Source organism: Streptomyces bungoensis (genome assembly GCF_001514215.1).
In the GTDB taxonomy this organism is placed as follows: domain Bacteria; phylum Actinomycetota; class Actinomycetes; order Streptomycetales; family Streptomycetaceae; genus Streptomyces; species Streptomyces bungoensis.
In genome coordinates, this window is the sequence record NZ_KQ948867.1 from 150452 (window position 1) to 169511 (window position 19060).

A 19060-nucleotide genomic window follows, 5' to 3' on the forward strand; every position below is an offset into this window, starting at 1 on the left:
CTCCTGCACACATTCCCAGCGGATTCCTGGATCAGGAGTCATGGGGGATGCGCGCCGACGGCGTCAGCCCTTCGCCGCGTCCTCGCTCCCGGCGGCGCGGGCGCGCGAAGCCTCGATCTCCTCGTACGCCGCGTCCCGGCCCTCCCAGTGGGAGCCCTCGACGGACTTGCCGGGCTCGAGGTCCTTGTAGACCTCGAAGAAGTGGGTGATCTCCAGCCGGTCGAACTCGGGGATGTCACCGATGTCCTGCTGGTCCGCGTAGCGCGGGTCGTGGGCGGGCACGCACAGCACCTTCTGGTCGGGGCCCTGCTCGTCGCGCATGCAGAACATGCCGACGGCCCGGCACTCCACGGTGCAGCCGGGGAAGGTGGGTTCGCCCGTCAGCACGAGGGCGTCGAGCGGGTCGCCGTCCTGGCCGAGGGTGCCGTCGATGTAGCCGTAGTCGGCCGGGTACTTGGTGGAGGTGAACAGCAGACGGTCCAGCCGGATGCGGTGCAGCCGGTGGTCCATCTCGTACTTGTTGCGGGAACCCTGGGGGATCTCGACGGTCACGAGGAACTCCACGACGCCCTCCTTGCCTCGTCGCGGGCGACGAGCCGTTGCCCTGCCTGCCTCTCCCGCCCCTCCAGTGTGGGCGCCCCGCCCGGTTCCGGGCCAGTCCGGCGGAGGGGGACCGGTGGCGACGGTCCCCCTCCGCCGGGGCGTCACCGCAGGCGCAGCGCCTCGCGGAGGGTGGTGAACAGGTCGGTCTGGTCGGTGACGCCGAGCACGCGGTACGCCTGCGGACCCTGGGCGGCGATGCGGACCTCGGTGCCGGTGTGCTCCTGGGACTGGCCCGGGGTGTTGGTCGAGTAGTTGACCTTGAGCTGCTGGCCCTCGTCGGTGACGAGCGTGGAGGACAGGCCGGGCGGGGTGGCCTCCAGGGGGACGATCTGGCTGGTGTGGCCGTGGTCGGCGGTGGTGACGACCAGGGTGTCGGGGTGCTTGGCCGCGTAGGCGCGGGCGACCTTCACCGCGCGGTCGAAGGCCGCGGTCTCGCCGATCTGGCCGCAGGGGTCGGCGGCGTGGTCCTGCTTGTCGATCGAGGCGCCCTCGATCTGCAGGAAGAAGCCCTGCTTCGCGTGCCTGGCCTTCTGCTTGGCCTCCAGCAGCTGGATCGCCTTGGTGGCGGAGTCCGCGAGGCTCGGGGTGGTGGAGGGGCGGTTCGGGTTGGAGGTGACGCACCGCTGCGGGTCCGTGCCGCCGACCGCGGCCGCCCTGCCGGTCCACTCGGTGGGCACGTTGCCGCCGGCGAACAGACCCAGCACCGGCTTGCCGGGCTTGGCGCTCTTCAGGCCGGCGTCGTCGGTGACGACCTGGTAGCCGAGCTGCTGCGCCTGCTGGGTGACGGTGAGGCCCTTGTACCTGCCGTCGGTGACCTTCTGCTCGAAGCGCTGCCTGCCGCCGCCGAGGAGGACGTCGACCTTGTGGTTGACGGACTGCTCGGCGATCGAGCCCGGCCCGCCGGCCGCGAGGGTGTCGGTGGGGCACTTCGCCATGTCGGCCGGGCCCTGGCAGGAGCGGTCGGTGACGTGGGAGGCGAGCACCGCCGGGGTGGCGTCGGTGACCTCGGCGGTGGTGACGCTGCCGGTGGCGTACCCGTTCTTCTGCGCCAGCTCCAGGATGGTGCGGACGGCCTTGTCGGTGCCCGGCGTCTTGGAGATGCGGCCGTTGACCGTCTTCGTGCCGGTGGCCCAGCCGGTGCCGCTGGCGGCGGAGTCGGTGACGTAGTCCGGGGTGCCGTCGGCGTGCACCGCGTAGGTGGTGTACGCGCCGGTGAGCGGGAACCTGTCCATGTTCAGCCGGCCGCGGGCGCCGACGGTGTAGTCACGGGCCAGCGTGATCTCCGAGTCGCCCATGCCGTCACCGATGAGCAGGATGACGTTCTTCGCCTTCCCGCCCTGGATCGCGCTCTTCGCCTGCTTCTCGCCGTCGAAGGCGCCGGCGGTGGTGGTGACCGCCACGGCGGCGGTGGTGGCGGCGACCAGCGCGGTGGCGACCGTGAGGTGACGGCGGATGGGTCTGGGCATGAAACGACTCCTTGGGGCGCCCGGCGGGCGGGTGCGGGGAACGGAACGGGAGTCAGATCACCAGGTGTTGGCAAAGCACGGGTAAATGGCTGGTCGAGGAGGCGTATCCAGTACATGACACGCCTGAGCGGCCGGGACCCCCGTGAGCCGGGGGGCGGTGAGGCGATGGGGTACCGAGCGGCCCGGGAGCCGAGGCCGAAGGGCCCTGCGCTACGCGTCCGCGCGCGCGGAGAGTGGAGGGAGAGTCCTCCCGAGGAGGTGAGCCCGGTGATGTACTGGAACGGCGGCGGCTGGGCGTGGATGGCCCTCATGCCCCTGGTGTGGATCGCGCTGATCGCCCTGGCCGTGTGGGCGGTGATCCGCCTCACGCACGGCCCCTCCTCCGACCGCGGTGACCGCGGCGAGCGCGGCCACGGCCGGAACGGCTGGGAGCACTGGGAGGCTCCGGGCCGGGAGCAGGGGCACCGGGAGACCCCGGAGGAGATCCTCGACCGCCGCTACGCCTCCGGCGAGATCGACACCGACACCTACACCCAGGCCCGCGAGCACCTCGCCGCCCACGCGCCGAGGCCGCGCTGACCGAAGGGTCCCGACCGCCGGCCCGTCCGGGGCGGAGGGGGCCACGCCACCGTGGCCCACCGTCGAAGAGCCGCCCCGGACGGGACCGTCACTGGCCGGTGCGCGTCCTCGGGGTGGCGCGACGGTTCCGCGAACCGCCTCGACCGCCCCGGCCGCGACCGGCCCCTGCCGGGCGTTCACGCCGCTCGGCGGCGGCCGGCGCGGGGACCGGGATGGTGACGGGCACGCCGGAGGGCATCCGGGCGCCGGTGATGCGGCCGAGTTCGGCCTCGCCGGGACGGACCCGTGCGCTCGCCGCGGTGATTCCGGCGTCGGCCACCATGCGGTCCACCGCACGCCGCTGGTGCGGCAGGACCAGGGTGACGACGGTGCCGGACTCACCGGCGCGGGCCGTACGGCCGCCTCGATGCAGGTAGTCCTTGTGGTCGGCGGGCGGGTCGACGTTGACGACGAGGTCGAGGCCCTCGACGTGGATGCCGCGCGCGGCGACGTTGGTCGCGACCAGGACGGTGACGTGGCCGTCCTTGAACTGGGCGAGAGTCCGGTTCCGCTGCGGCTGGGACTTGCCGCCGTGCAGCGCCGAGGCGCGCACCCCGACGGACAGCAGGTGCTTGGCCATCCGGTCCACGGCGTGCTTGGTGTCCAGGAACATGATCACGCGTCCGTCGCGGGCGGCGATCTCGGTGGCGGTGGCGTGCTTGTCGGCGTCGTGCACGTGCAGCAGATGGTGCTCCATGGTGCTGACGGCCCCGGCCGAGGGGTCGACCGAGTGCACGACGGGGTCGTGCAGGTAGCGGCGCACCAGGAGGTCGATGTTGCGGTCCAGCGTGGCCGAGAACAGCAGCCGCTGCCCGCCGGACGCGACCTGGTCGAGCAGTGCGGTCACCTGGGGCATGAAGCCCATGTCGGCCATCTGGTCGGCCTCGTCCAGGACGGTGACACCGACCTGGTCGAGCCGGCAGTCGCCCCGCTCGATGAGGTCCTTGAGCCGTCCGGGGGTCGCGACGACGACCTCGGCACCGCCGCGCAGCGCACTCGCCTGCCGGCCTATCGACATGCCGCCCACCACGGTGGCGAGGCGCAGCCGCAGGGCGCGGGCGTAGGGGGTGAGGGCGTCGGTGACCTGCTGGGCCAGTTCCCGGGTGGGGACGAGGACCAGGGCGAGCGGCTGCCGGGCCTGGGCCCGCTGCCCGTGCAGCCGGGCGAGCACCGGCAGGCCGAAGGCGAGCGTCTTGCCCGAGCCCGTGCGACCGCGCCCCAGGACGTCCCGGCCCGCGAGCGCGTTCGGCAGTGTGGCCGCCTGGATCGGGAAGGGGACGGTCACGCCTTCGCTGCGCAGGGCGGTCAGCAGCTCCGCGGGCATGTCCAGTTCGTCGAACATCTCGACCGGCGGGAGCGGTTCGGTGAGGGTGACCGGCAGGGCGAATTCGCGGGGGCGCGCGGCGGAGCGCGACGCTCCCTGGCCGCCCGCGCGGCTGTCGGCCGAACGGGGGTTTCGGCGTCGTGTCTCCTGTGCCCGGGAGTGGCCGAAACGGGTGGATGAGCGGGTGCGGCTGATGGGGGGAACCCTCCTCGATGCGGCACGTATCGAGGAATTCCTCGGGGCGGTACGGAGCCGCGCGAGGTTCACGAGGATTCGCAAGAGCGAGCCGAACGGAATACGGAAACGGGCTGGGACCCGCACCCCAAGAGTGCGGGCCCCAGCCACGTGATGCGCGAGCCGCGGGGCTCGCGACGATCGCGTCAGATCAGGCGGGAACGATGTTCTCGGCCTGCGGGCCCTTCTGGCCCTGCGTGACGTCGAAGGTAACCTTCTGGCCTTCCTGAAGCTCGCGGAAGCCGGAGGTGGCGATGTTCGAGTAGTGGGCGAACACGTCAGCGCCGCCGCCGTCCTGCTCGATGAAGCCGAAGCCCTTTTCCGCGTTGAACCACTTCACGGTGCCAGATGCCATATTGAATCTCCCTTGGGGGGCAGTGCCGGATTCCGCACTTTACGGATCCGAGTCGCCGCGATGATCACCCCTCCGGAAAGATCCGGAAAGCTCTGCAAAGAAACAAGTAGCAAGTACGAGTCTCTGGTAACCAAAACTGCAACTGCTATCACGCTAACACAGTCCCGCTGCAAACCCCACGGGTTTCAGGCGTACGTGGGAAACACGCAGAAACCTTCACCCGGCGGCAGTACACAACTCTGTGCCGGCGGCACTAGATTTCCGGGCCGTGCTCGTCCAGCTTCCGGCGCATCTCCTCGTTCGAGCGGAGGGCGTCGTCCAGCCGGTCCTCCAGGTGGACGATGCGGCACGCGGCCTCGACGGGCGTCCCTTGGTCCACGAGCTCACGGGCGCGGGCGGCGACCCGCAACTGGCGCCTGGAGTACCGCCGGTGGCCGCCTTCCGAGCGCAGCGGCGTGATCAGCTCGGCCTCGCCGACGGCCCGGAGGAACGCGGGAGTGGTGCCGAGGACGTCGGCGGCCCGCCCCATGGTGTAGGCGGGGTAGTCGTCATCGTCGAGATTGCCGGCGACAGGGGGGTTCTCGGCGGGCATGGCACCTTCGTTCCGGAGTCACCACAACCCTAACCCCGGCGGACGAGCACATGTGGTCCGGCCATGACAGATTTCCGCGGCACGCCCGGTGGGTCCCCGGCCGTGGCCGGGGAGCCACCGGGCGCCGTCGGTCAGACGTGCCCGAAGAGCAGGCTGCCGGGCGCCTCCGGGTCAGCGACGGGCGCGGCATGCCGGTACCGCGGGTGGTGTCACGGCGCCTGCGTCCTCCAGATGCCGCGGCCGTGCGTGGCCACGTACACCTGGCTGCCGTCCGGGCTCGGCGACAGGTAGACCGCCGGCGAGGTGGGCAGGTTCGTGCCCAGGCGCGCCCAGTGGCCCGCCGAGGTGCTGGTGAACACGCCCAGGTCGGTGGCGACGACGAGCGTCCCGCCCTTGGTGATCAGCGCGGCGTTGGCCGGGGCGTCGGGGAAGGAGTCCGAGGCCGAGGCGTCGCCGCTGACGTCGGCCCAGGTGGCGCCGCCGTCCGTGGTCCTCCAGACGTGGCCGTAGCCGGCGCCCGGGCCCTCGTTCCAGTGCCGCGAGAAGCCGTTGACCACCGCGTACACCGTCCTGCCGGAGGCGTCGGACGGGTCGATGGTCAGGCCGGAGACGTAGCGGCTCGGGAAGGCGGCGGGCAGGTCCACCTGGTGCCAGGAGCCGCCGTGGTTGGTGGCGATGCCCCGCCCGAAGGTGCCGTCGACCCGGGAGCAGGGGCCGCACCAGGCCGCCCACGTCACGTGGTCGCGGCTGGCGATCGCCGTGGCGGAGTGGCCGGCGCCCAGGTCGTACAGCTTGGTCCAGTCGGCGCCGGAGGTGCTCTTCCAGGTCTGGGTGTTGCCCCAGACGTACTGGCCGCCCGCGACCCACAGGCCGTTCGGGTCGGTCTCGTCCGCGCCGAACGGGGCGATGAAGCGGGCCCCCGGGTCGCCGGGCGCGATGTCGGTGATCACGTCCTCGGAGCCGTCGTCGCTGGCGGTGTAGCCGCAGTTGTTCGTGATCTGCAGGGCCAGGTCGACGTACTCGCCGACCGTCTGGCAGCCGTTGTCCGGGTTGACCAGCTGGTCGCCGCCGTCACCGCCGAACGGGGAGACCATCTTCCCGTCGGGGTTCAGCTGCTGCCCCTGGTAGGTGGCGCCCTTGGGCGCGAGCAGCGAGACGCCGTTGTCCTGCAGGCCGCCCCAGACCGCCTCGCCGCTGCCGTCGGTCATCTTCCCCGCGCGCACCGAGTAGTACTGGAGGTTGCGCAGCGTGCCGGACTCGTTGAGGTTGCGCCAGCCGGCGGCGGTCTGCGCGGTGGGCCGGGCGTAGGCGCCGCCGTCGTTGCCGACGAACACCTCCGGCATGCCGCCCTTCCACTGGGAGAGGGCGAGGGCGTGCTGGTCGGAGTGCATCACGTCGCCGTCGCAGGAGTTCGCGGCCGGGTCGTACGAGAAGCACTTCATGCCGAAGTCCCAGTAGCGGCCGATCGCCTTCCAGGTGGCGCCGCCGTCCCGGGACTCGAACATCTCCTCGAGGCCGAGGTAGACGTGGTTCGGGTCGGTCGGGTCGACCGCGATGACCTGGTCGTACCAGGCCTGCGAGCCGGGCTGGTAGCCGGTCCCGATCTCGTTGACCTTCATCGCGGAGCCGGACGTGGACAGCGACGAGGAGGTGGCGATCTGCTTGAACGAGCCGTTCGCGTTGCCGCTCTGGCTGACGTACACGCCGGCGAGGACGGAGTACACCCCGGAGCCGGAGGACTTGTTGAGGAGCTTGGGGGACTCCATAGAGACGTACAGCCTGCTGCCGTCGGCCGCGTAGGCGAAGGCGGCGTTGCCGATCTCGGCGGGGTTGATCGCCCCGGTCGGGTTGGCGCGCTTCCAGGTGGTGCCGGCGTCGTCGGAGTAGTAGAAGCCGTTGTAGTCGGCGCCGCTGCGCCAGGCCACGTTGGCCAGCAGCTTCTTGCCGCCGCTGCCGGGCTGCACGGCGACGTCGTTGGCGATGTCCGCGTAGTGGCTGTCCACTCCGCAGCCCACCCCGCTGATGCCGACACCCGCGCAGGGAGCGAGGACCTTCGTCCAGGCCGCGTCCTGTCCGGCCGACAGCGGCCGCCGGAAGAGGCCGTGCGAGGAGGCCGCGAAGACGTAGCCGGCGGCCTTGTCGAAGGTGACGGTGTGGATGGAGGCGGAGTCCAGTTCCGTACCGCCCACCTTGTCGCCCTCGCCGAAGGTGCCGGTGACCGGGTCGGCGAGCCGGTAGACGCCGCTGCCCAGGTAGTTGTCGGACGCGGTGGTCGCCTCGCCGGTGGCCAGCCACAGCGAGCCGTCGGGCCCGACCGCGAGGGCGCCCACGGACAGGGCGGGCAGCCGGTCGGCGATCGGCGTCCAGGTCTTTCCGTCGTCGGTGGAGCGGAACACACCGCCGCTGGCGGCGCCCGCGTAGACCACGCCCTGGTGCGTCGGGTCGGTGGCCAGCGCGGCGATGCGGCCCGCCGAATGGCCCGCCCCACCGCCGGAGTTGGAGGCCGAGTGGTCGCGGTAGTGCAGCGCGTCCTCGTTGTAGGGCGAGGTGGTGACCTCGGACCAACCGCCGGACCTCACCGGCATGTTCTTGATGTGCGCCCAGGCGTCGGCGTACGCGCCCGGCGCGACCTGGTCGCTGGGGGACAGCCTCGGCTCGTTGAACGCGTCGAGGGACTCCATCAGTTCGTGGGACTCGTCGCCCGCCGTGTCGTGGCGGCTCGATCCCGTCCCGTCCGCTCCGTACGCGGTGACGGATCCCGTCCCCGCTATCAGGAGCGCGGCGGCGACCAGGGCGAACGCCGCCCGACCGCCGCTCTCCGCTCCGCGGCGCGGTCTGCGCCGTGCGGAATACACACGCATGCACTGTCTCCGGCTTCTTCGGCGTAAGCCGCGGCCGCCCCTACGGCCGCACTTGATCTCCTACTGCCGAGCGCCGGAACCGTACTCCCGTGCCCTGCCCCAACCACAGGGTCTTACAGCGAATTTATAGTCTGACAAACGTAACGATTGCCAAAAATGGCCTCGTTCGCCATGTCGCCTTATTCGGTGCAGCGCGGCCGCCCGTTCTTCCGTTACTGGCGACCGGCCCAGGCGCGCCGACTCCGGGCCCCCTCGGGTGCCGCCGGGCGGCACACCTCCTATTATCGAACATGTGAACGACCCCCGTCCGCCGACCCGTCTCGACATGCTGCGCTTCGCCCGCCGTGTCGTGGAGCAGCAGGCCGTGCGGCAGCTGGCCCTCATCGACCGGTGGATCGCGGACGAGGAGCAGCGGGAGGTGGAGCTGCGGGCGGCCCGGGCCCGGCGGGCGAGGGCGGCGGACTGGCTGATCCAGTACGGCCTGAGCAGGGCGAACGTGGACGCGGTGCACGCCGGTGACTGCTGGGCGGCGAAGCGGAGCGGGCGGTGCCGGCCGGTGACCCGGGAGCAGGCGGTGGAGGCGCTGCGGCAGCAGGTTCCGGCGTGCCCGCACTGCCGTCCGGACACCGAGCTGGGCGTCCTGGATTAGGAGCTGCCGCTGTTACTCACTTTCGGGTGAACGCGTTCCGGGTGACGGGGTGGCGGGCGCTGGCGGATGGTTGCCTGGGGCCCTTAATTTCGGGCGTGCCGCCCGCGAGACCCCGTCAACATCGAGCATTCAGGACATAAATGGTCATTGAATGCGAGAGTTACAGAAATCTGCCGGATCAGTAATACCCTTCGCATTTTCCTCACAACGCGGAGGTGCGGGGTGCAGGGTGTGGCTGTGCGGCCGGCCGGTCGTACACCAGCACAGCGCACCCGCCTGACCTGCCGTTCCACGGCTGCGTCGGCCGGGTGTGGGCACCCTCGAAGGGGGACCGAAGTGTCCGTTTCTTCATCCGTCCGTCGCCTGACCGCCACCGCCGCGATCGCGGCCGCCACCGTGGGCGCCGTGGCTCTGCCGGCCGCGGCCGCGGACCACCACCCGGGCGACCACCAGCGCCGCGCGGCGGTCTACATCAGCGGCGTGCGGGCCGACGCCCCGGGCCGCGACGACCGCCACCGCTCCCTCAACAGGGAGTGGGTGGACATCACCAACGCGACGCGCCGGACCGTGAACCTGAACGGCTGGACCCTCTCCGACGACGAAGGCCGCACCTACACCTTCCACCACGTGTGGCTCCAGGGCCGGGCCACGGTCCGGGTCCACACCGGCTTCGGCCGGGACACCCGCACCGACGTCTACCAGGACCGGCGCCGTGAGGTGTGGGACCACAACGGCGACACCGCCACCCTGCGCAACGACCACGGCCGCTTCATCGACGCCGTCTCCTGGGGAGACGACCACCGCCGCGACGGCGACCACCGCCGCGACGGCGACCACCGCCGCGACGGCGACCACCGCCACGACGGCGACCACCGCCACGACGACGACCACCGCGGCGGAAACCGCCACTGACCTCCCGGCCGACGGCTGACACCAGCCGGCGACCGAGCGCGCACGGGTGGGCCACTCCTTCCACGGGGTGGCCCACCTCGCTACGTGCGAAGCCGGTCCCGTGCTGCTGGATCCTGAGAACACCCTGCTCGTTCGCGGTGCCACGCCCGTGCTCCTGCCGGCCGGGGCACCCGTACACGACGCCCTCCCGCCGCTGACCGCGCCGGGCGGGAAGGCGCGGTTGTGCGAGGGATGGAGCATCGTCCCCCGACTCACCCTGTGCGTCGTGGACGGACCGGGCGACCACGGACTCGTCCTCCCCGCTCTCGCCGCGCCGGTGGTCGGCGGGACGGACGCCGGCACGGCACCGAGCGGCATGGGCGACTGGTGCGCGGATGCGGAGCGGGCCGGCGGAGCAGTCGTCATGTCCCTGGACCGGCTGCCCGAGGCACTCGACCGGTCGGCCTTGCTGTCCTCGGGCGCCGCGCGGGGTGGCTTCGTGCCCGCGCTTTCCTGATCGCACACGGCCGGCCCCCGAAAACCTCTCGCACCTGCCTGCCCGGCCCGCTACGGTCTCGGGCGTGTTCCCACCGCGGGGAGCCGCACAGCACCGTGCGGCCGCCTGGCAGTTCCCACGCTGAGAGCAGGTTTCGCCCATGGCATGTCGTATCAGCGAGCTCGTACTCGGTTGCCGCGACCCGGAGGTGCTGGCGCGGTTCTGGTGCGAGGTCCTGGACTTCGTGGTGCTCGACCGCGAAGAGGACGGCAGCATGGAGATCGGGCCGCGCGAGGGCTTCGGCGGCGCACAGCCGACGATCTTCCTCAGCCGCAGGGACGAGCCGGAGCCGGGCAAGTCCCGGCTGCACATCGACGTCAACGCCACCGACCGCGACCAGGACGCCGAACTCGAACGCCTCCTGAAGCTCGGCGCGCGCCCGGCCGACATCGGCCAGACCGGCGAGGAGCAGTGGCACGTCCTCGCCGACCCCGAGGGCAACGAGTTCTGCCTGCTCAAGGCGCGCCTCAACCCGCTCTGACGGCTCCGCGTCCGTGCGGTGCCGGGGCGACCTCGTCGCTGTACGGCACCCGACAGCCGACGCGTGGCGGCGTCGTGGTCGGGAAAGTCCGACCGGCAGGGCAGTCGAACCCTCTTCCCCACCCGTCTTTACAGGGGAACGAGGGAGGGCGCATTGAACGCCGACGAGGAACGCCAGTTCCGCGAGTTCGTGGCGGCGCGGTCGAGATCGCTGCTGCACACGGCCTACCTGCTGACCGGGGACTGGGAGCAGGGCCGGGACCTGCTCCAGACCGCGCTCGCCTCCACCGCTCGGCGCTGGTCGAGGCTGCGTGACCGGGAGCAGCCGGAGATCTATGTGCGCCGGGCTCTCTACCACGCCCAGGTGGATCGCTTCCGGCTCCTCAGCTGGGGGCGGGAGACGGTCACGGACACCCTGCCGGACCAGCCGTCCGGGCAGGTCGCCGACTGGGCCGACACCGTGGTCCAGCGGCAGGACATCATGGCCGCGCTGCGGCGGTTGCCCAAGCGCCAGCGTGCGGTGATCGTGCTGCGTTACTTCGAGGACCGGCCGGACAACGAGATCGCCGCGATCCTGGGCGTCGCCCAGGGAACGGTCCGCAGCCAGACCCACAAGGCCCTCACCTCTCTCCGCGCCACCCTGGCCGAGACAGGGCCGTCGGTCTCCCCTTGCACTGCCTCCGGAAGGGGCGTGATCGCATGAACGACTCGACCGAACACCCGCTGCACGAGACGCTGCTGCACGACGCCTTGCACGCCCATGTCCGGGAGAGCGGCGGTGACGCCGCCGGTGCCCATGCGGTCGGTCTGGCCGACGGCGCGTTGCGGGTCGCCCGGCGGCGGCAGCGGCTGGCCCGCGCCGGGGTCGGCGCCGTCGCGGCCGCCGTGGTCGCCACCGCCTGGGTGGCCGTCGCGGAGGGCACGCCCCAGCGCGCGCACGTGGTCGAGCCCGCCGCAGGGGACGGCACCGGGAACACCGGGACGGCGGCCCCGGTCTCCCTCCTGCCGGTCACTTCGTCCGTGGAGCACGCCTGCGCCCAGGGCAGCGACGGCTACACCGTGCGGGCGACCCCGACCCAGCCGGCGTTGTGCGTCCACGCCGACCGGGCCAGGGGCATGACCGACGTCCGTGTCACCTCCGCGAAGGCGGAGAAGAGCACCGTCGACGGCACCTGGCAGGTCGAGGTGACCCTCAGCCCCGCCGACCGGACCCGTTTCGCCGCCCTCACCGGCTCCATCGCGGCGGCTCCGGCCCCGCGCAACGGATTCGCCGTCGTCATCGACGGCAGGCTCTGGGGCAACCCCTTCGTGACCACCTCGATCACCGGCGGCCGTTTCGAGATCGTCGGGGCGCACGTCGGTGACCTCACCAGCGCCACCGCCCACGACCTCGCCCGCCGGCTGGATCCCGGCAGGTGAGCGGCCGCGTCCTTCGAGCGCTACCTCTCGACCGTCACCTGAAGCGGCGTCAGGTCCGGGCTCGGAGCGGGCTTGTCGCTCCCGGCGGCCAGGGGCTGGGCCGTGGGGCTCTGCGGTGCGACTCCCTTGTAGTAGGGGGTGCAGACGTAGTGGTCACCCACGCTGACGGACGAACCGATCTTCGCGAGGACCGATGCGCTGACCGAGCCGTTGCCACCGAAGACGGCCACGCGGTTCACGCTCGCCGACGTCCGTTCCGGGTAGTCCTTGGTGGAGAACGGCAGCGAGGTGACGTCGGTCCACAGAAGCGGGCCGAACGTGGTCATCACCGACGACGCTCATAGGTGGTCCGTGCGCGTACCGTCACTCTGGACCATGGGGGTGAAGGTCTGTGTTGTACGCACACGAGGTGATCCTGAACGAACTCGCACAGGGGCGTAGACCGGTGACCGAGGGCGTGGAGTGGTTCGAGGGCCTCTCAGAGGACGACCAACGCAAGGTCCTTCGCGCACTGGTGCTGTTCTGCGGGCAGGCCCGAGCCCGCGAGGGGGACGTGCCGGAGAGCATCGCGCGTTTCCGGCATCCGCCCCACCCACACGCCGGCGGTGATGCTGACGGGAACGCAGACGGATAGGCCAAGGCCTTGGGCGCTGAAGTTCGGGCGCCTCGTGAGCTTGAATATCGCCGGGGCTTCCGTCTGACCTTGGAGCCAGCCCATAATCTGTCCGATCGGGGGTGGGGTGTCCGATTTCTTCCTCTGGTTCCAGGCGTTCTTCTGGGAGTATCTGGCTTTTGCAGCTTTGCTCGCCCTTGTTTTCCTGGTCGGCGGCGCAGGCTGGCGGGGCAGTGTCCTATGGGGGCTGGTGCTCGGCACGCTCCTGCCCTTGTCGATCTTCGTCGGATTCCGCGTCTTGGGGGTCTAGCCGTTGGCGTCGTGGTTCGCGGCGCGGGCACCAAGCAGTGCGGCCGTGCTGCTGAGCAACGACTGTGCCGCTCTCCGGGCTGGCCTGGCACGTCAGTACCCGAAGAAGTGAAGGGCTGGGGCCCTGACCTGCGGCCGTGTAATCGATCACGGCCCGTCAACCGGTGATATCAGGAGAGCGGATGCTCCTGTGGCAGTGGCTCCCCGAACGAACTGGATGCGCCGCTCGTCGCAGGCGCCGATGGCGTGGAAGTTCCGACGGGCCTCAGTCAGACTCAGCCGGCCGTTCGGTCCACCGCGTACCCTGTCGGCGTCGTGATCGTCCTGGCCGTCGTCCTCCCAGAAGCACACGGGGCAGATCTCATAGAGGCCGCGCTCGGCAAGCGTCAGGTAGCCACAGCACGGACACCGATAGGGCCCGCCCTGTGGGCCGCGGTTCACGTTGATGAAGGGTTCAGTCACGGCCGCATCCTGGCGAAGTGCCGCTGCCTGCGCATCCGGATATGCCGCCCGATCTACAGTCCTGGTTTTGGAAGATCGCGTACGCGGAAAGCGCTCACCTGGGACCACGCCTGTCCCACCGGGGCGTGCCGCTGGACGAGATCAAGCGGCTCGTCGGGCACTCGGGGACGGCCGTGACCGAGGAGGTCTACCGGAAGCAGATCCGGCCCGTGATCCAGACCGGCGCCGTGGAATGGACGGCATCTTCGGCACGCAGGAACGGCGGCCGTAGGCACGCGGGAAGCGGTAGTCACGCAGAGAGACACCCGGCAGAAACAAGAAGACCACCTAGGAACGTTCCTAGGTGGTCTTCTTGCTGTTACGGCTGTCGGGGTGGCGGGATTTGAACCCACGACCTCTTCGTCCCGAACGAAGCGCGCTGCCAAGCTGCGCTACACCCCGGTGTCGCTGCTCGTCGCGGCGACGTCGTTTACTTTAGCCCACTGGTGGCCGGAGACGAAATCCGATTCAGAGGTGGCGCCGGACCGGGGTCGGGCGGGTGTGGTCCAGGGCGACCAGGAGGGCCGCGAGGCCGTAGACGGCGAGGCCGAGGAGGAGGGCGTTGGCGAGGGTGCTGCGGTAGCCGTGGGCCTCGGCGTCGAGGAAGGGGTAGAGGTAGCGGGCGGGGGCGGACGGTGCGAGGACGGCACCTCGCGTGAGGTAGAAGGCCAGGTAGGCCAGGGGGAAGAGCAGCCAGGTCGCCGTGTGGCGCAGGTGGAGGCGGGGCGCGGGGGTGAGGAGCAGCCAGTCCAGGAGGGCCGCCGCGGGGGCCACCGTGTGGAGCAGTTGGAGCGTGCCCCACGGGGCGTGCCAGCGGGCTGGGGGAGCGGTCGCGTCCGTCATGGAGAACGGGGGCGTCGTGTGGGGCAGCAGCAGGTGGTACGACAGGGCCGCGACCAGTACGTAGAGGAGCGCCGCGCCGGTCACGGACGCCGGCAGGGGACGGCGGGGCCGCCACGCCCGGTACGCCGACAGGAGCATGACCGCGGCCAGGACGATGTTCGCCTGGACGCTGAAGTAGGTGAGGGCCCGGGCCGGGGTGCTCACGAGCATCGCCAGGGTGACGCCGGCCGCTGCCGTGAGGGCGGTGGCGAGGCGGAACGCCGCCGCCAGGGGGCGGCGGACCGGGGCCACCACCGCCGAGGCCGGCACCGGGGAGGGCTGCAGGAAGGGCGCGCCCGGGATCGCGGGGAGGTCCGGGATGTCCCTGGGTATCGGGGCCGTCATGCCCCCACGCTAGGGAGGCGAGGACCGATGGGGCGATATGGGATGACCTGTACGGGTGAAGGCCTGTTCCTCGAGCCGTTCCGTACGGCTCCCCGCCGCCCCAGCCCCTACTCCCGCCCCACCAGCGTCAGCAGCGTCGCCTCCGGAGGGCAGGCGAAGCGGACCGGGGTGTAGCGGTTGGTGCCGCAGCCCGCCGAGACGTGGAGGTAGGACGTGCGGCCCTCGGCGGTGTGGGTGGAGAGGCCCTTCACCCGGTCGGTGTCCAGGTCGCAGTTGGTGACCAGGGCGCCGTAGAAGGGGACGCACAGCTGGCCGCCGTGCGTGTGGCCGGCCAGGATCAGCGGGTAGTCGTCCGCCGCGAAGGAGTCGAGGACGCGCAGGTACGGGGCGTGCACGACGCCCATCGAGAAGTCGTACGTACCGGACGGGCCGCCCGCCACCCGGGCGTACCGGTCCCGCTTGATGTGGGGATCGTCCAGGCCGGTGAGCTCGATGGAGACGCCCTCGACCTTCAGGACGCCGCGGGTGTTCGTCAGGTTCAGCCAGCCCGCCGCGTCGAAGCCGTCCCGCAGGTCCTCCCAGGGATTGTGGATCACCCCGACGGCCGGCGCGTTGCCGTTCAGTCCGTGGCGGCCGCTGGCCTTCTCGAACAGGTAGCGGGCGGGATTGCGGAGCCTGGGGCCGTAGTAGTCGTTGGAGCCGAAGACGTAGGCGCCGGGGAACTCCATCAGCGGCCCCAGGGCGTCCATGACCTCGGGGACGCCCTCGGGGTCCGAGAGGTTGTCGCCCGTGTTGATCACGAAGTCGGGGCGCAGCCCCGCCAGCGACTGCAGCCAGCGCTGCTTCTTGCGCTGGCCGCCGACCATGTGGATGTCGGAGACCTGCAGGACGCGCAGCGGGCGCATGCCCGGCGGGAGGACCGGGACCGTCACCCGCCGCAGACGGAAGGAGCGGGCCTCGAAGCCTGCCGCGTAGACGAGACCGGCGGCGCCGGCCGCCATGATTCCCAGAGGTACTCCGTATCGCGCGCGCATATGACCATCGTGTCAGATACGGCGGCGGCCCCGGGATCGCCGCCCGGCAAAACGGAGCGCGTGCGGACCGCCGTACCTGCGACAATCGATCGCATGACCACCACGCTCAAGTCGAAGCTGCAGGAAGACCTCAACGCCGCGATCAAGGAGCGCGACGAGCTCCGCTCCTCGACGCTCCGGCTGACGCTCACCGCGATCACCAAGGAGGAGGTCGCGGGCAAGGAGAAGCGGGAGCTGTCCGACGACGAGGTCCTCAAGGTGATCACCAAGGAGGCCAAGAAGCGCCGCGAGGCTGCCGAGGCCTTCGCGCAGGGTGGTCGCGCGGAGTCGGCCGAGCGGGAGAAGGCGGAGGGCGAGGTGCTCGCCGCGTACCTGCCCAAGCAGCTGTCCGACGAGGAGCTGGACGCGATCGTCGCCCAGGCCGTGCAGGAGGCGAAGGCGGCCGGTGCCGAGGGGCCGCGGGCCATGGGCGCCGTCATGAAGATCGTCAACCCGAAGGTGGCCGGCCAGGCCGAGGGCGGCCGCGTCGCCGCCGCGGTGAAGAAGCTGCTGCAGGGCTGAGAAGCCGCACGCCGGAAGCCCGGAAGCCCGGAAGCCCGGAAGCCCGGAAGCCCGGAAGGCCGTGACGCGATTACGGCGGCGGGGCCGCACCCCTTGATCGGAGTGCGGCCCCGCCGCCGTGTCGGAAGGCCCGAGCCCCGCCGCCGTGTCGGAAGGCCCGAGGGCCCGGAGGGGTGACGCGTCAGCCGCGCTGGCCCCCGTTGCCGTTCCCGTTGGTCCCGCCGTTGGTCTGGCCCTGGATGAAGTTGCCGGGGAGGGAGAAGGTCGGCGTCGGGAAGGCGCCGCCGGTGGTGTCACCCGTGCTTCCCCCGGTTGTTGCCCCCGTTGTTCCCCCGTCCGTCGGTCCGCCGATCAGTCCGCCGATCAGTCCCCCCGAGTTGTCCCCGTTCTTGCCCCCGTTGTCCCCCCCGCTGCCTTTTCCCTGGCCGTCCCCGTTGTTGTCGTCGGGGATGTCGACCAGGTTGAAGTCCTCCACGGGCTTGCCCGACAGGGCGCCGGCCATCATGTCGCGCCAGATCGGTCCGGGGACCGCACCGCCGAAGACCTTGTCGTACGGGACGCCGCCGATGGTGATGCCCACCATCTGGCGCCGGTGCGCGGGGTCGCCGACCCAGACCGCGCCCGCCATGTTCGGGGTGTAGCCGACGAACCAGGCCGCGTAGCGCTTGTCCGTCGTACCCGTCTTGCCCGCGCTCGGGCGGTCCTCCAGGCCGGCCTGCTGACCCGTACCGTCCTCGACGACGCCCCTGAGCAGCGTGCTCACCGTGTCGGCGGTCTTCTCCGACATCGCGCGCGAGCAGGTCGACTTGGGCACCTGGAGCGACTTCTGCCGGCTGCCGATCTTCTGCGTGATCGACTCGATGGCGATCGGCGTGCAGTACATGCCGCGCGAGGCGAAGGTGGCGTACGCGTTCGCCATCGTCAGCGGGGACATCTCCTGGGTGCCGAGCGCGATGGACGGCGCCTGGTCGATCTTGCGGCCGTCCGCGCGCTCCACGCCCATCTTCTTGGCCATGTCGATGACGGGGCAGATGCCGATGTCGCTGATCAGCTGCACGTAGTAGGTGTTGACCGACTTGGCGGTCGCCTCCTTCATGCCGTACGGCCCGTGCTCCGAGGTGTTCTCGTTCGTCAGCTTGGCCGGCTTGCGCGGGTCGTTGCGCCACGTCTTGCCGTCGCACGCGGCCACGGGGCTCGGGTAGGGCATCTGGTACGGCGACGAGTACTGCTGGGTCGCCGGCTTGCCGCCCTCGATGGCCGCCGCCGCCACTATCGGCTTGAACGTCGAACCGGGCTGGTATCCGGCGCCGCCGCCCATGCCCTGGTTCACGGACAGGTTGATCTGCGTCTCGTGCTTGTCGAAGCCGTACGGCCGCGACTGCCCCATGGCGAGGATCTTGCCGGTGCCGGGCTCGACGATGGTCGCCGCGGTCGCCACCGCGTCGCTCTTGTAGACGTGGTTCTTGATGGACGACTGCGCGGACTGCTGTGCCTGCGGGTCGAGCGTCGTACGGATCGTCAGGCCGCCCTTGTTCCACAGCTTGGCCCGGACCTGCCGGGACTTGCCGAAGACCGGGTCGTTCAGGAAGACCTCGCGCACGTAGTCGCAGAAGAAGCCGGCGCCGTCGGTCGCCGTGATGCAGCCGTTCCTCGGCTTGCTCGGGTGCAGGCCGAGCGGCTTCTCCTTCGCCCGGTCGGCCTCCGCCTGGGAGACGTCGCCGACCTCGGCCATGCGCTGCAGGACGGTGTTGCGCCGCTTGGTCGCCTCGGCCTCGTCGTTGACCGGGTCGTAGCGGCTCGGGGACTGCACGATGCCGGCGAGCAGCGCCGACTCCTGCAGGTTCAGGTCCTTGGCGTGCTTGGAGAAGTAGCGCTGGGCGGCCGCCTCGACGCCGTAGGCCTGCTCGCCGAAGAAGGTGATGTTCAGGTAGTTCTCGAGGATCCTCTTCTTGCCGAGCTTCTCCTCGATCTGGATCGCGTACTTCAGCTCACGGATCTTGCGGCCGAGGGTCTGCTGGGTGGCCTCGGCGACCTTCGTCGGGTCGTCGCCGGCCTCCTCGATGAAGTAGTTCTTCACCAGCTGCTGGGTGAGCGTGGAGGCGCCCTGCGCGACCCCGCCCTCCTGCGCGTTCTTGTTCAGGGCGCGCAGGACGCCCTTGAGGTCGATCGCGCCGTGCTTGTAGAAGCGCGAGTCCTCGATCGCGACGATCGCCTTCTGCATGTACGGCGAGATGTCCTTGAGGTCCACCACCGTGCGGTCGCGGGAGTAGACGGTCGCGATCTGGTTGCCCCGGCTGTCCAGGATCGTGGTGCGCTGGCTGAGCTGGGGGCTCTTGAGGTTGGCCGGGATCTCGTCGAAGCTCTGGACCGATCCCTTCGCCGCGAGACCGAGGGCGCCGGCCGCGGGCAGCGCGATGCCCGCCATCACGGCTCCCGCCAGCACACTGACACCGAGGAACTTGGCGGCCTGCTGCGTTGCCGAGAGTCCGCCGCCCGAGCGCTTCTTTGGCATGGGGGCAGCCTAAACCGTACTGATGATCGTTCCGGTGAGGCGGCCGTTCCCGAAGTGTTTGGGTGCCGGATCGTGATGTCCGGGACATATGCCCGCATCACGGCACGGCGAAGCGGGGACGCCGACCTTCTCATTCGCCGGACAGGCGTACAGGCCTTGGCCTAAGCTGCTGCCAACTGTCACAGCGGCGCGGCCACGTATCAATACGTCCGGCGACCCCGAATCGTTCCGGAAGTACCCCGGCTTTCTGGTGGG

Annotated in this window: 21 protein-coding genes, 1 tRNA gene and 1 pseudogene; 11 read left to right on the plus strand and 12 right to left on the minus strand. The window is 70.8% G+C overall.

Translation table 11 applies throughout. The features are described 5' to 3' along the window. Window positions 1-63: 63 nt before the first annotated feature. Window positions 64-564: an inorganic diphosphatase gene (locus AQJ66_RS27920; RefSeq protein ID WP_061927580.1), complete on the minus strand. Its 501-nt coding sequence runs from the start codon at window positions 562-564 to the stop codon at window positions 64-66. A 140-nt stretch (window positions 565-704) separates the two neighbouring features. Continuing rightward, window positions 705-2069: an alkaline phosphatase gene (locus AQJ66_RS27925; RefSeq protein WP_061927582.1), complete on the minus strand. Its 1365-nt coding sequence runs from the start codon at window positions 2067-2069 to the stop codon at window positions 705-707. 267 nt (window positions 2070-2336) lie between these two features. Between AQJ66_RS27925 and AQJ66_RS27930 the strand changes: the two genes are divergently transcribed. Next, window positions 2337-2648 (plus strand): SHOCT domain-containing protein, encoded by a 312-nt coding sequence (locus AQJ66_RS27930; RefSeq protein WP_167359190.1) that lies wholly within the window; start codon window positions 2337-2339, stop codon window positions 2646-2648. Between the two features lie 88 nt (window positions 2649-2736). Here the strand turns inward: AQJ66_RS27930 and AQJ66_RS27935 are convergent, their stop codons facing one another. The 4 genes from AQJ66_RS27935 to AQJ66_RS27950 form a co-directional block, all read right to left on the minus strand. After that, window positions 2737-4236: a DEAD/DEAH box helicase gene (locus AQJ66_RS27935; RefSeq protein ID WP_061927674.1), complete on the minus strand. Its 1500-nt coding sequence runs from the start codon at window positions 4234-4236 to the stop codon at window positions 2737-2739. 160 nt (window positions 4237-4396) lie between these two features. Then, window positions 4397-4600 (minus strand): cold-shock protein, encoded by a 204-nt coding sequence (locus tag AQJ66_RS27940; RefSeq protein ID WP_007383480.1) that lies wholly within the window; start codon window positions 4598-4600, stop codon window positions 4397-4399. Between the two features lie 253 nt (window positions 4601-4853). Continuing rightward, window positions 4854-5192 (minus strand): MerR family transcriptional regulator, encoded by a 339-nt coding sequence (locus AQJ66_RS27945; protein ID WP_061927586.1) that lies wholly within the window; start codon window positions 5190-5192, stop codon window positions 4854-4856. A gap of 209 nt (window positions 5193-5401) precedes the next feature. Further along, on the minus strand, window positions 5402-8053 hold the full coding sequence (locus tag AQJ66_RS27950; protein ID WP_061927588.1) for a WD40/YVTN/BNR-like repeat-containing protein: 2652 nt from the start codon (window positions 8051-8053) through the stop codon (window positions 5402-5404). Between the two features lie 292 nt (window positions 8054-8345). Here AQJ66_RS27950 and AQJ66_RS27955 point away from each other — a divergent pair, with 292 nt between their 5' ends. The 6 genes from AQJ66_RS27955 to AQJ66_RS27980 all read left to right on the plus strand — a co-directional run bounded on the left by AQJ66_RS27955 (window position 8346) and on the right by AQJ66_RS27980 (window position 12048). Further along, complete coding sequence (locus AQJ66_RS27955) at window positions 8346-8702, plus strand: DUF6233 domain-containing protein (protein WP_061927590.1); 357 nt, start codon at window positions 8346-8348, stop codon at window positions 8700-8702. Between the two features lie 336 nt (window positions 8703-9038). Next, complete coding sequence (locus AQJ66_RS27960; protein WP_061927592.1) at window positions 9039-9614, plus strand: lamin tail domain-containing protein; 576 nt, start codon at window positions 9039-9041, stop codon at window positions 9612-9614. A 100-nt stretch (window positions 9615-9714) separates the two neighbouring features. Further along, entirely contained in the window at window positions 9715-10110 is a 396-nt protein-coding gene (locus AQJ66_RS27965) for a hypothetical protein (protein ID WP_061927676.1), read from the plus strand. 139 nt (window positions 10111-10249) lie between these two features. Continuing rightward, complete coding sequence (locus AQJ66_RS27970) at window positions 10250-10630, plus strand: VOC family protein (protein WP_061927594.1); 381 nt, start codon at window positions 10250-10252, stop codon at window positions 10628-10630. 153 nt (window positions 10631-10783) lie between these two features. Beyond that, window positions 10784-11332: a SigE family RNA polymerase sigma factor gene (locus AQJ66_RS27975; RefSeq protein WP_061927595.1), complete on the plus strand. Its 549-nt coding sequence runs from the start codon at window positions 10784-10786 to the stop codon at window positions 11330-11332. Then, complete coding sequence (locus AQJ66_RS27980; protein ID WP_061927597.1) at window positions 11329-12048, plus strand: SecDF P1 head subdomain-containing protein; 720 nt, start codon at window positions 11329-11331, stop codon at window positions 12046-12048. Before AQJ66_RS27975 ends, AQJ66_RS27980 begins: the two co-directional genes overlap by 4 nt. Window positions 12049-12068: 20 nt before the next feature. Here AQJ66_RS27980 and AQJ66_RS27985 read toward each other — a convergent pair whose 3' ends face one another. Then, complete coding sequence (locus tag AQJ66_RS27985) at window positions 12069-12374, minus strand: hypothetical protein (protein ID WP_061927599.1); 306 nt, start codon at window positions 12372-12374, stop codon at window positions 12069-12071. Between the two features lie 131 nt (window positions 12375-12505). On the opposite strand from AQJ66_RS27985, the gene AQJ66_RS40370 reads away from it, so the two are divergent. Then, on the plus strand, window positions 12506-12682 hold the full coding sequence (locus AQJ66_RS40370) for a DUF5958 family protein (RefSeq protein ID WP_244162961.1): 177 nt from the start codon (window positions 12506-12508) through the stop codon (window positions 12680-12682). 106 nt (window positions 12683-12788) lie between these two features. After that, on the plus strand, window positions 12789-12971 hold the full coding sequence (locus AQJ66_RS27995; protein WP_061927602.1) for a hypothetical protein: 183 nt from the start codon (window positions 12789-12791) through the stop codon (window positions 12969-12971). Between the two features lie 146 nt (window positions 12972-13117). Here AQJ66_RS27995 and AQJ66_RS37840 read toward each other — a convergent pair whose 3' ends face one another. Further along, window positions 13118-13432 (minus strand): CPCC family cysteine-rich protein, encoded by a 315-nt coding sequence (locus AQJ66_RS37840; protein ID WP_107119067.1) that lies wholly within the window; start codon window positions 13430-13432, stop codon window positions 13118-13120. 110 nt (window positions 13433-13542) lie between these two features. Between AQJ66_RS37840 and AQJ66_RS40375 the strand changes: the two are divergent. Further along, window positions 13543-13703, plus strand: a pseudogene (locus AQJ66_RS40375) (site-specific integrase); the annotation flags it as partial. A 96-nt stretch (window positions 13704-13799) separates the two neighbouring features. On the opposite strand, the gene AQJ66_RS28000 reads toward AQJ66_RS40375, so the two are convergent. From AQJ66_RS28000 to AQJ66_RS28010, 3 genes are all read right to left on the minus strand, one after another. After that, window positions 13800-13873: transfer RNA gene (locus AQJ66_RS28000), tRNA-Pro, on the minus strand. A gap of 66 nt (window positions 13874-13939) precedes the next feature. Then, complete coding sequence (locus AQJ66_RS28005) at window positions 13940-14698, minus strand: Pr6Pr family membrane protein (protein ID WP_061927604.1); 759 nt, start codon at window positions 14696-14698, stop codon at window positions 13940-13942. A 107-nt stretch (window positions 14699-14805) separates the two neighbouring features. Next, window positions 14806-15732, minus strand: coding sequence for a metallophosphoesterase (locus AQJ66_RS28010; protein WP_061927606.1), 927 nt, complete (start codon window positions 15730-15732; stop codon window positions 14806-14808). A gap of 93 nt (window positions 15733-15825) precedes the next feature. Between AQJ66_RS28010 and AQJ66_RS28015 the strand changes: the two genes are divergently transcribed. Continuing rightward, the gene (locus AQJ66_RS28015; RefSeq protein ID WP_061927608.1) at window positions 15826-16293 is read left to right on the plus strand and encodes a GatB/YqeY domain-containing protein; all 468 of its coding nucleotides are present in this window, start codon (window positions 15826-15828) and stop codon (window positions 16291-16293) included. A gap of 181 nt (window positions 16294-16474) precedes the next feature. Here AQJ66_RS28015 and AQJ66_RS28020 read toward each other — a convergent pair whose 3' ends face one another. Next, a complete protein-coding gene (locus AQJ66_RS28020; RefSeq protein ID WP_061927610.1) occupies window positions 16475-18805 on the minus strand; it encodes a transglycosylase domain-containing protein in 2331 nt (776 codons plus the stop codon). Between the last annotated feature and the right edge of the window lie 255 nt (window positions 18806-19060).

Excerpts from the sequence above, each read along its gene's own strand:
- AQJ66_RS27925 (WP_061927582.1), bottom strand. The coding sequence starts at position 2,069 with ATGCCCAGACCCATCCGCCGTCACCTCACGGTCGCCACCGCGCTGGTC.
- AQJ66_RS27940 (WP_007383480.1), bottom strand. The coding sequence starts at position 4,600 with ATGGCATCTGGCACCGTGAAGTGGTTCAACGCGGAAAAGGGCTTCGGC.
- AQJ66_RS27945 (WP_061927586.1), bottom strand. The coding sequence starts at position 5,192 with ATGCCCGCCGAGAACCCCCCTGTCGCCGGCAATCTCGACGATGACGAC.
- AQJ66_RS27950 (WP_061927588.1), bottom strand. The coding sequence starts at position 8,053 with ATGCGTGTGTATTCCGCACGGCGCAGACCGCGCCGCGGAGCGGAGAGC.
- AQJ66_RS27970 (WP_061927594.1), top strand. The coding sequence starts at position 10,250 with ATGGCATGTCGTATCAGCGAGCTCGTACTCGGTTGCCGCGACCCGGAG.
- AQJ66_RS27980 (WP_061927597.1), top strand. The coding sequence starts at position 11,329 with ATGAACGACTCGACCGAACACCCGCTGCACGAGACGCTGCTGCACGAC.
- AQJ66_RS27985 (WP_061927599.1), bottom strand. The coding sequence starts at position 12,374 with ATGACCACGTTCGGCCCGCTTCTGTGGACCGACGTCACCTCGCTGCCG.
- AQJ66_RS28005 (WP_061927604.1), bottom strand. The coding sequence starts at position 14,698 with ATGACGGCCCCGATACCCAGGGACATCCCGGACCTCCCCGCGATCCCG.
- AQJ66_RS28010 (WP_061927606.1), bottom strand. The coding sequence starts at position 15,732 with ATGCGCGCGCGATACGGAGTACCTCTGGGAATCATGGCGGCCGGCGCC.
- AQJ66_RS28015 (WP_061927608.1), top strand. The coding sequence starts at position 15,826 with ATGACCACCACGCTCAAGTCGAAGCTGCAGGAAGACCTCAACGCCGCG.
- AQJ66_RS28020 (WP_061927610.1), bottom strand. The coding sequence starts at position 18,805 with ATGCCAAAGAAGCGCTCGGGCGGCGGACTCTCGGCAACGCAGCAGGCC.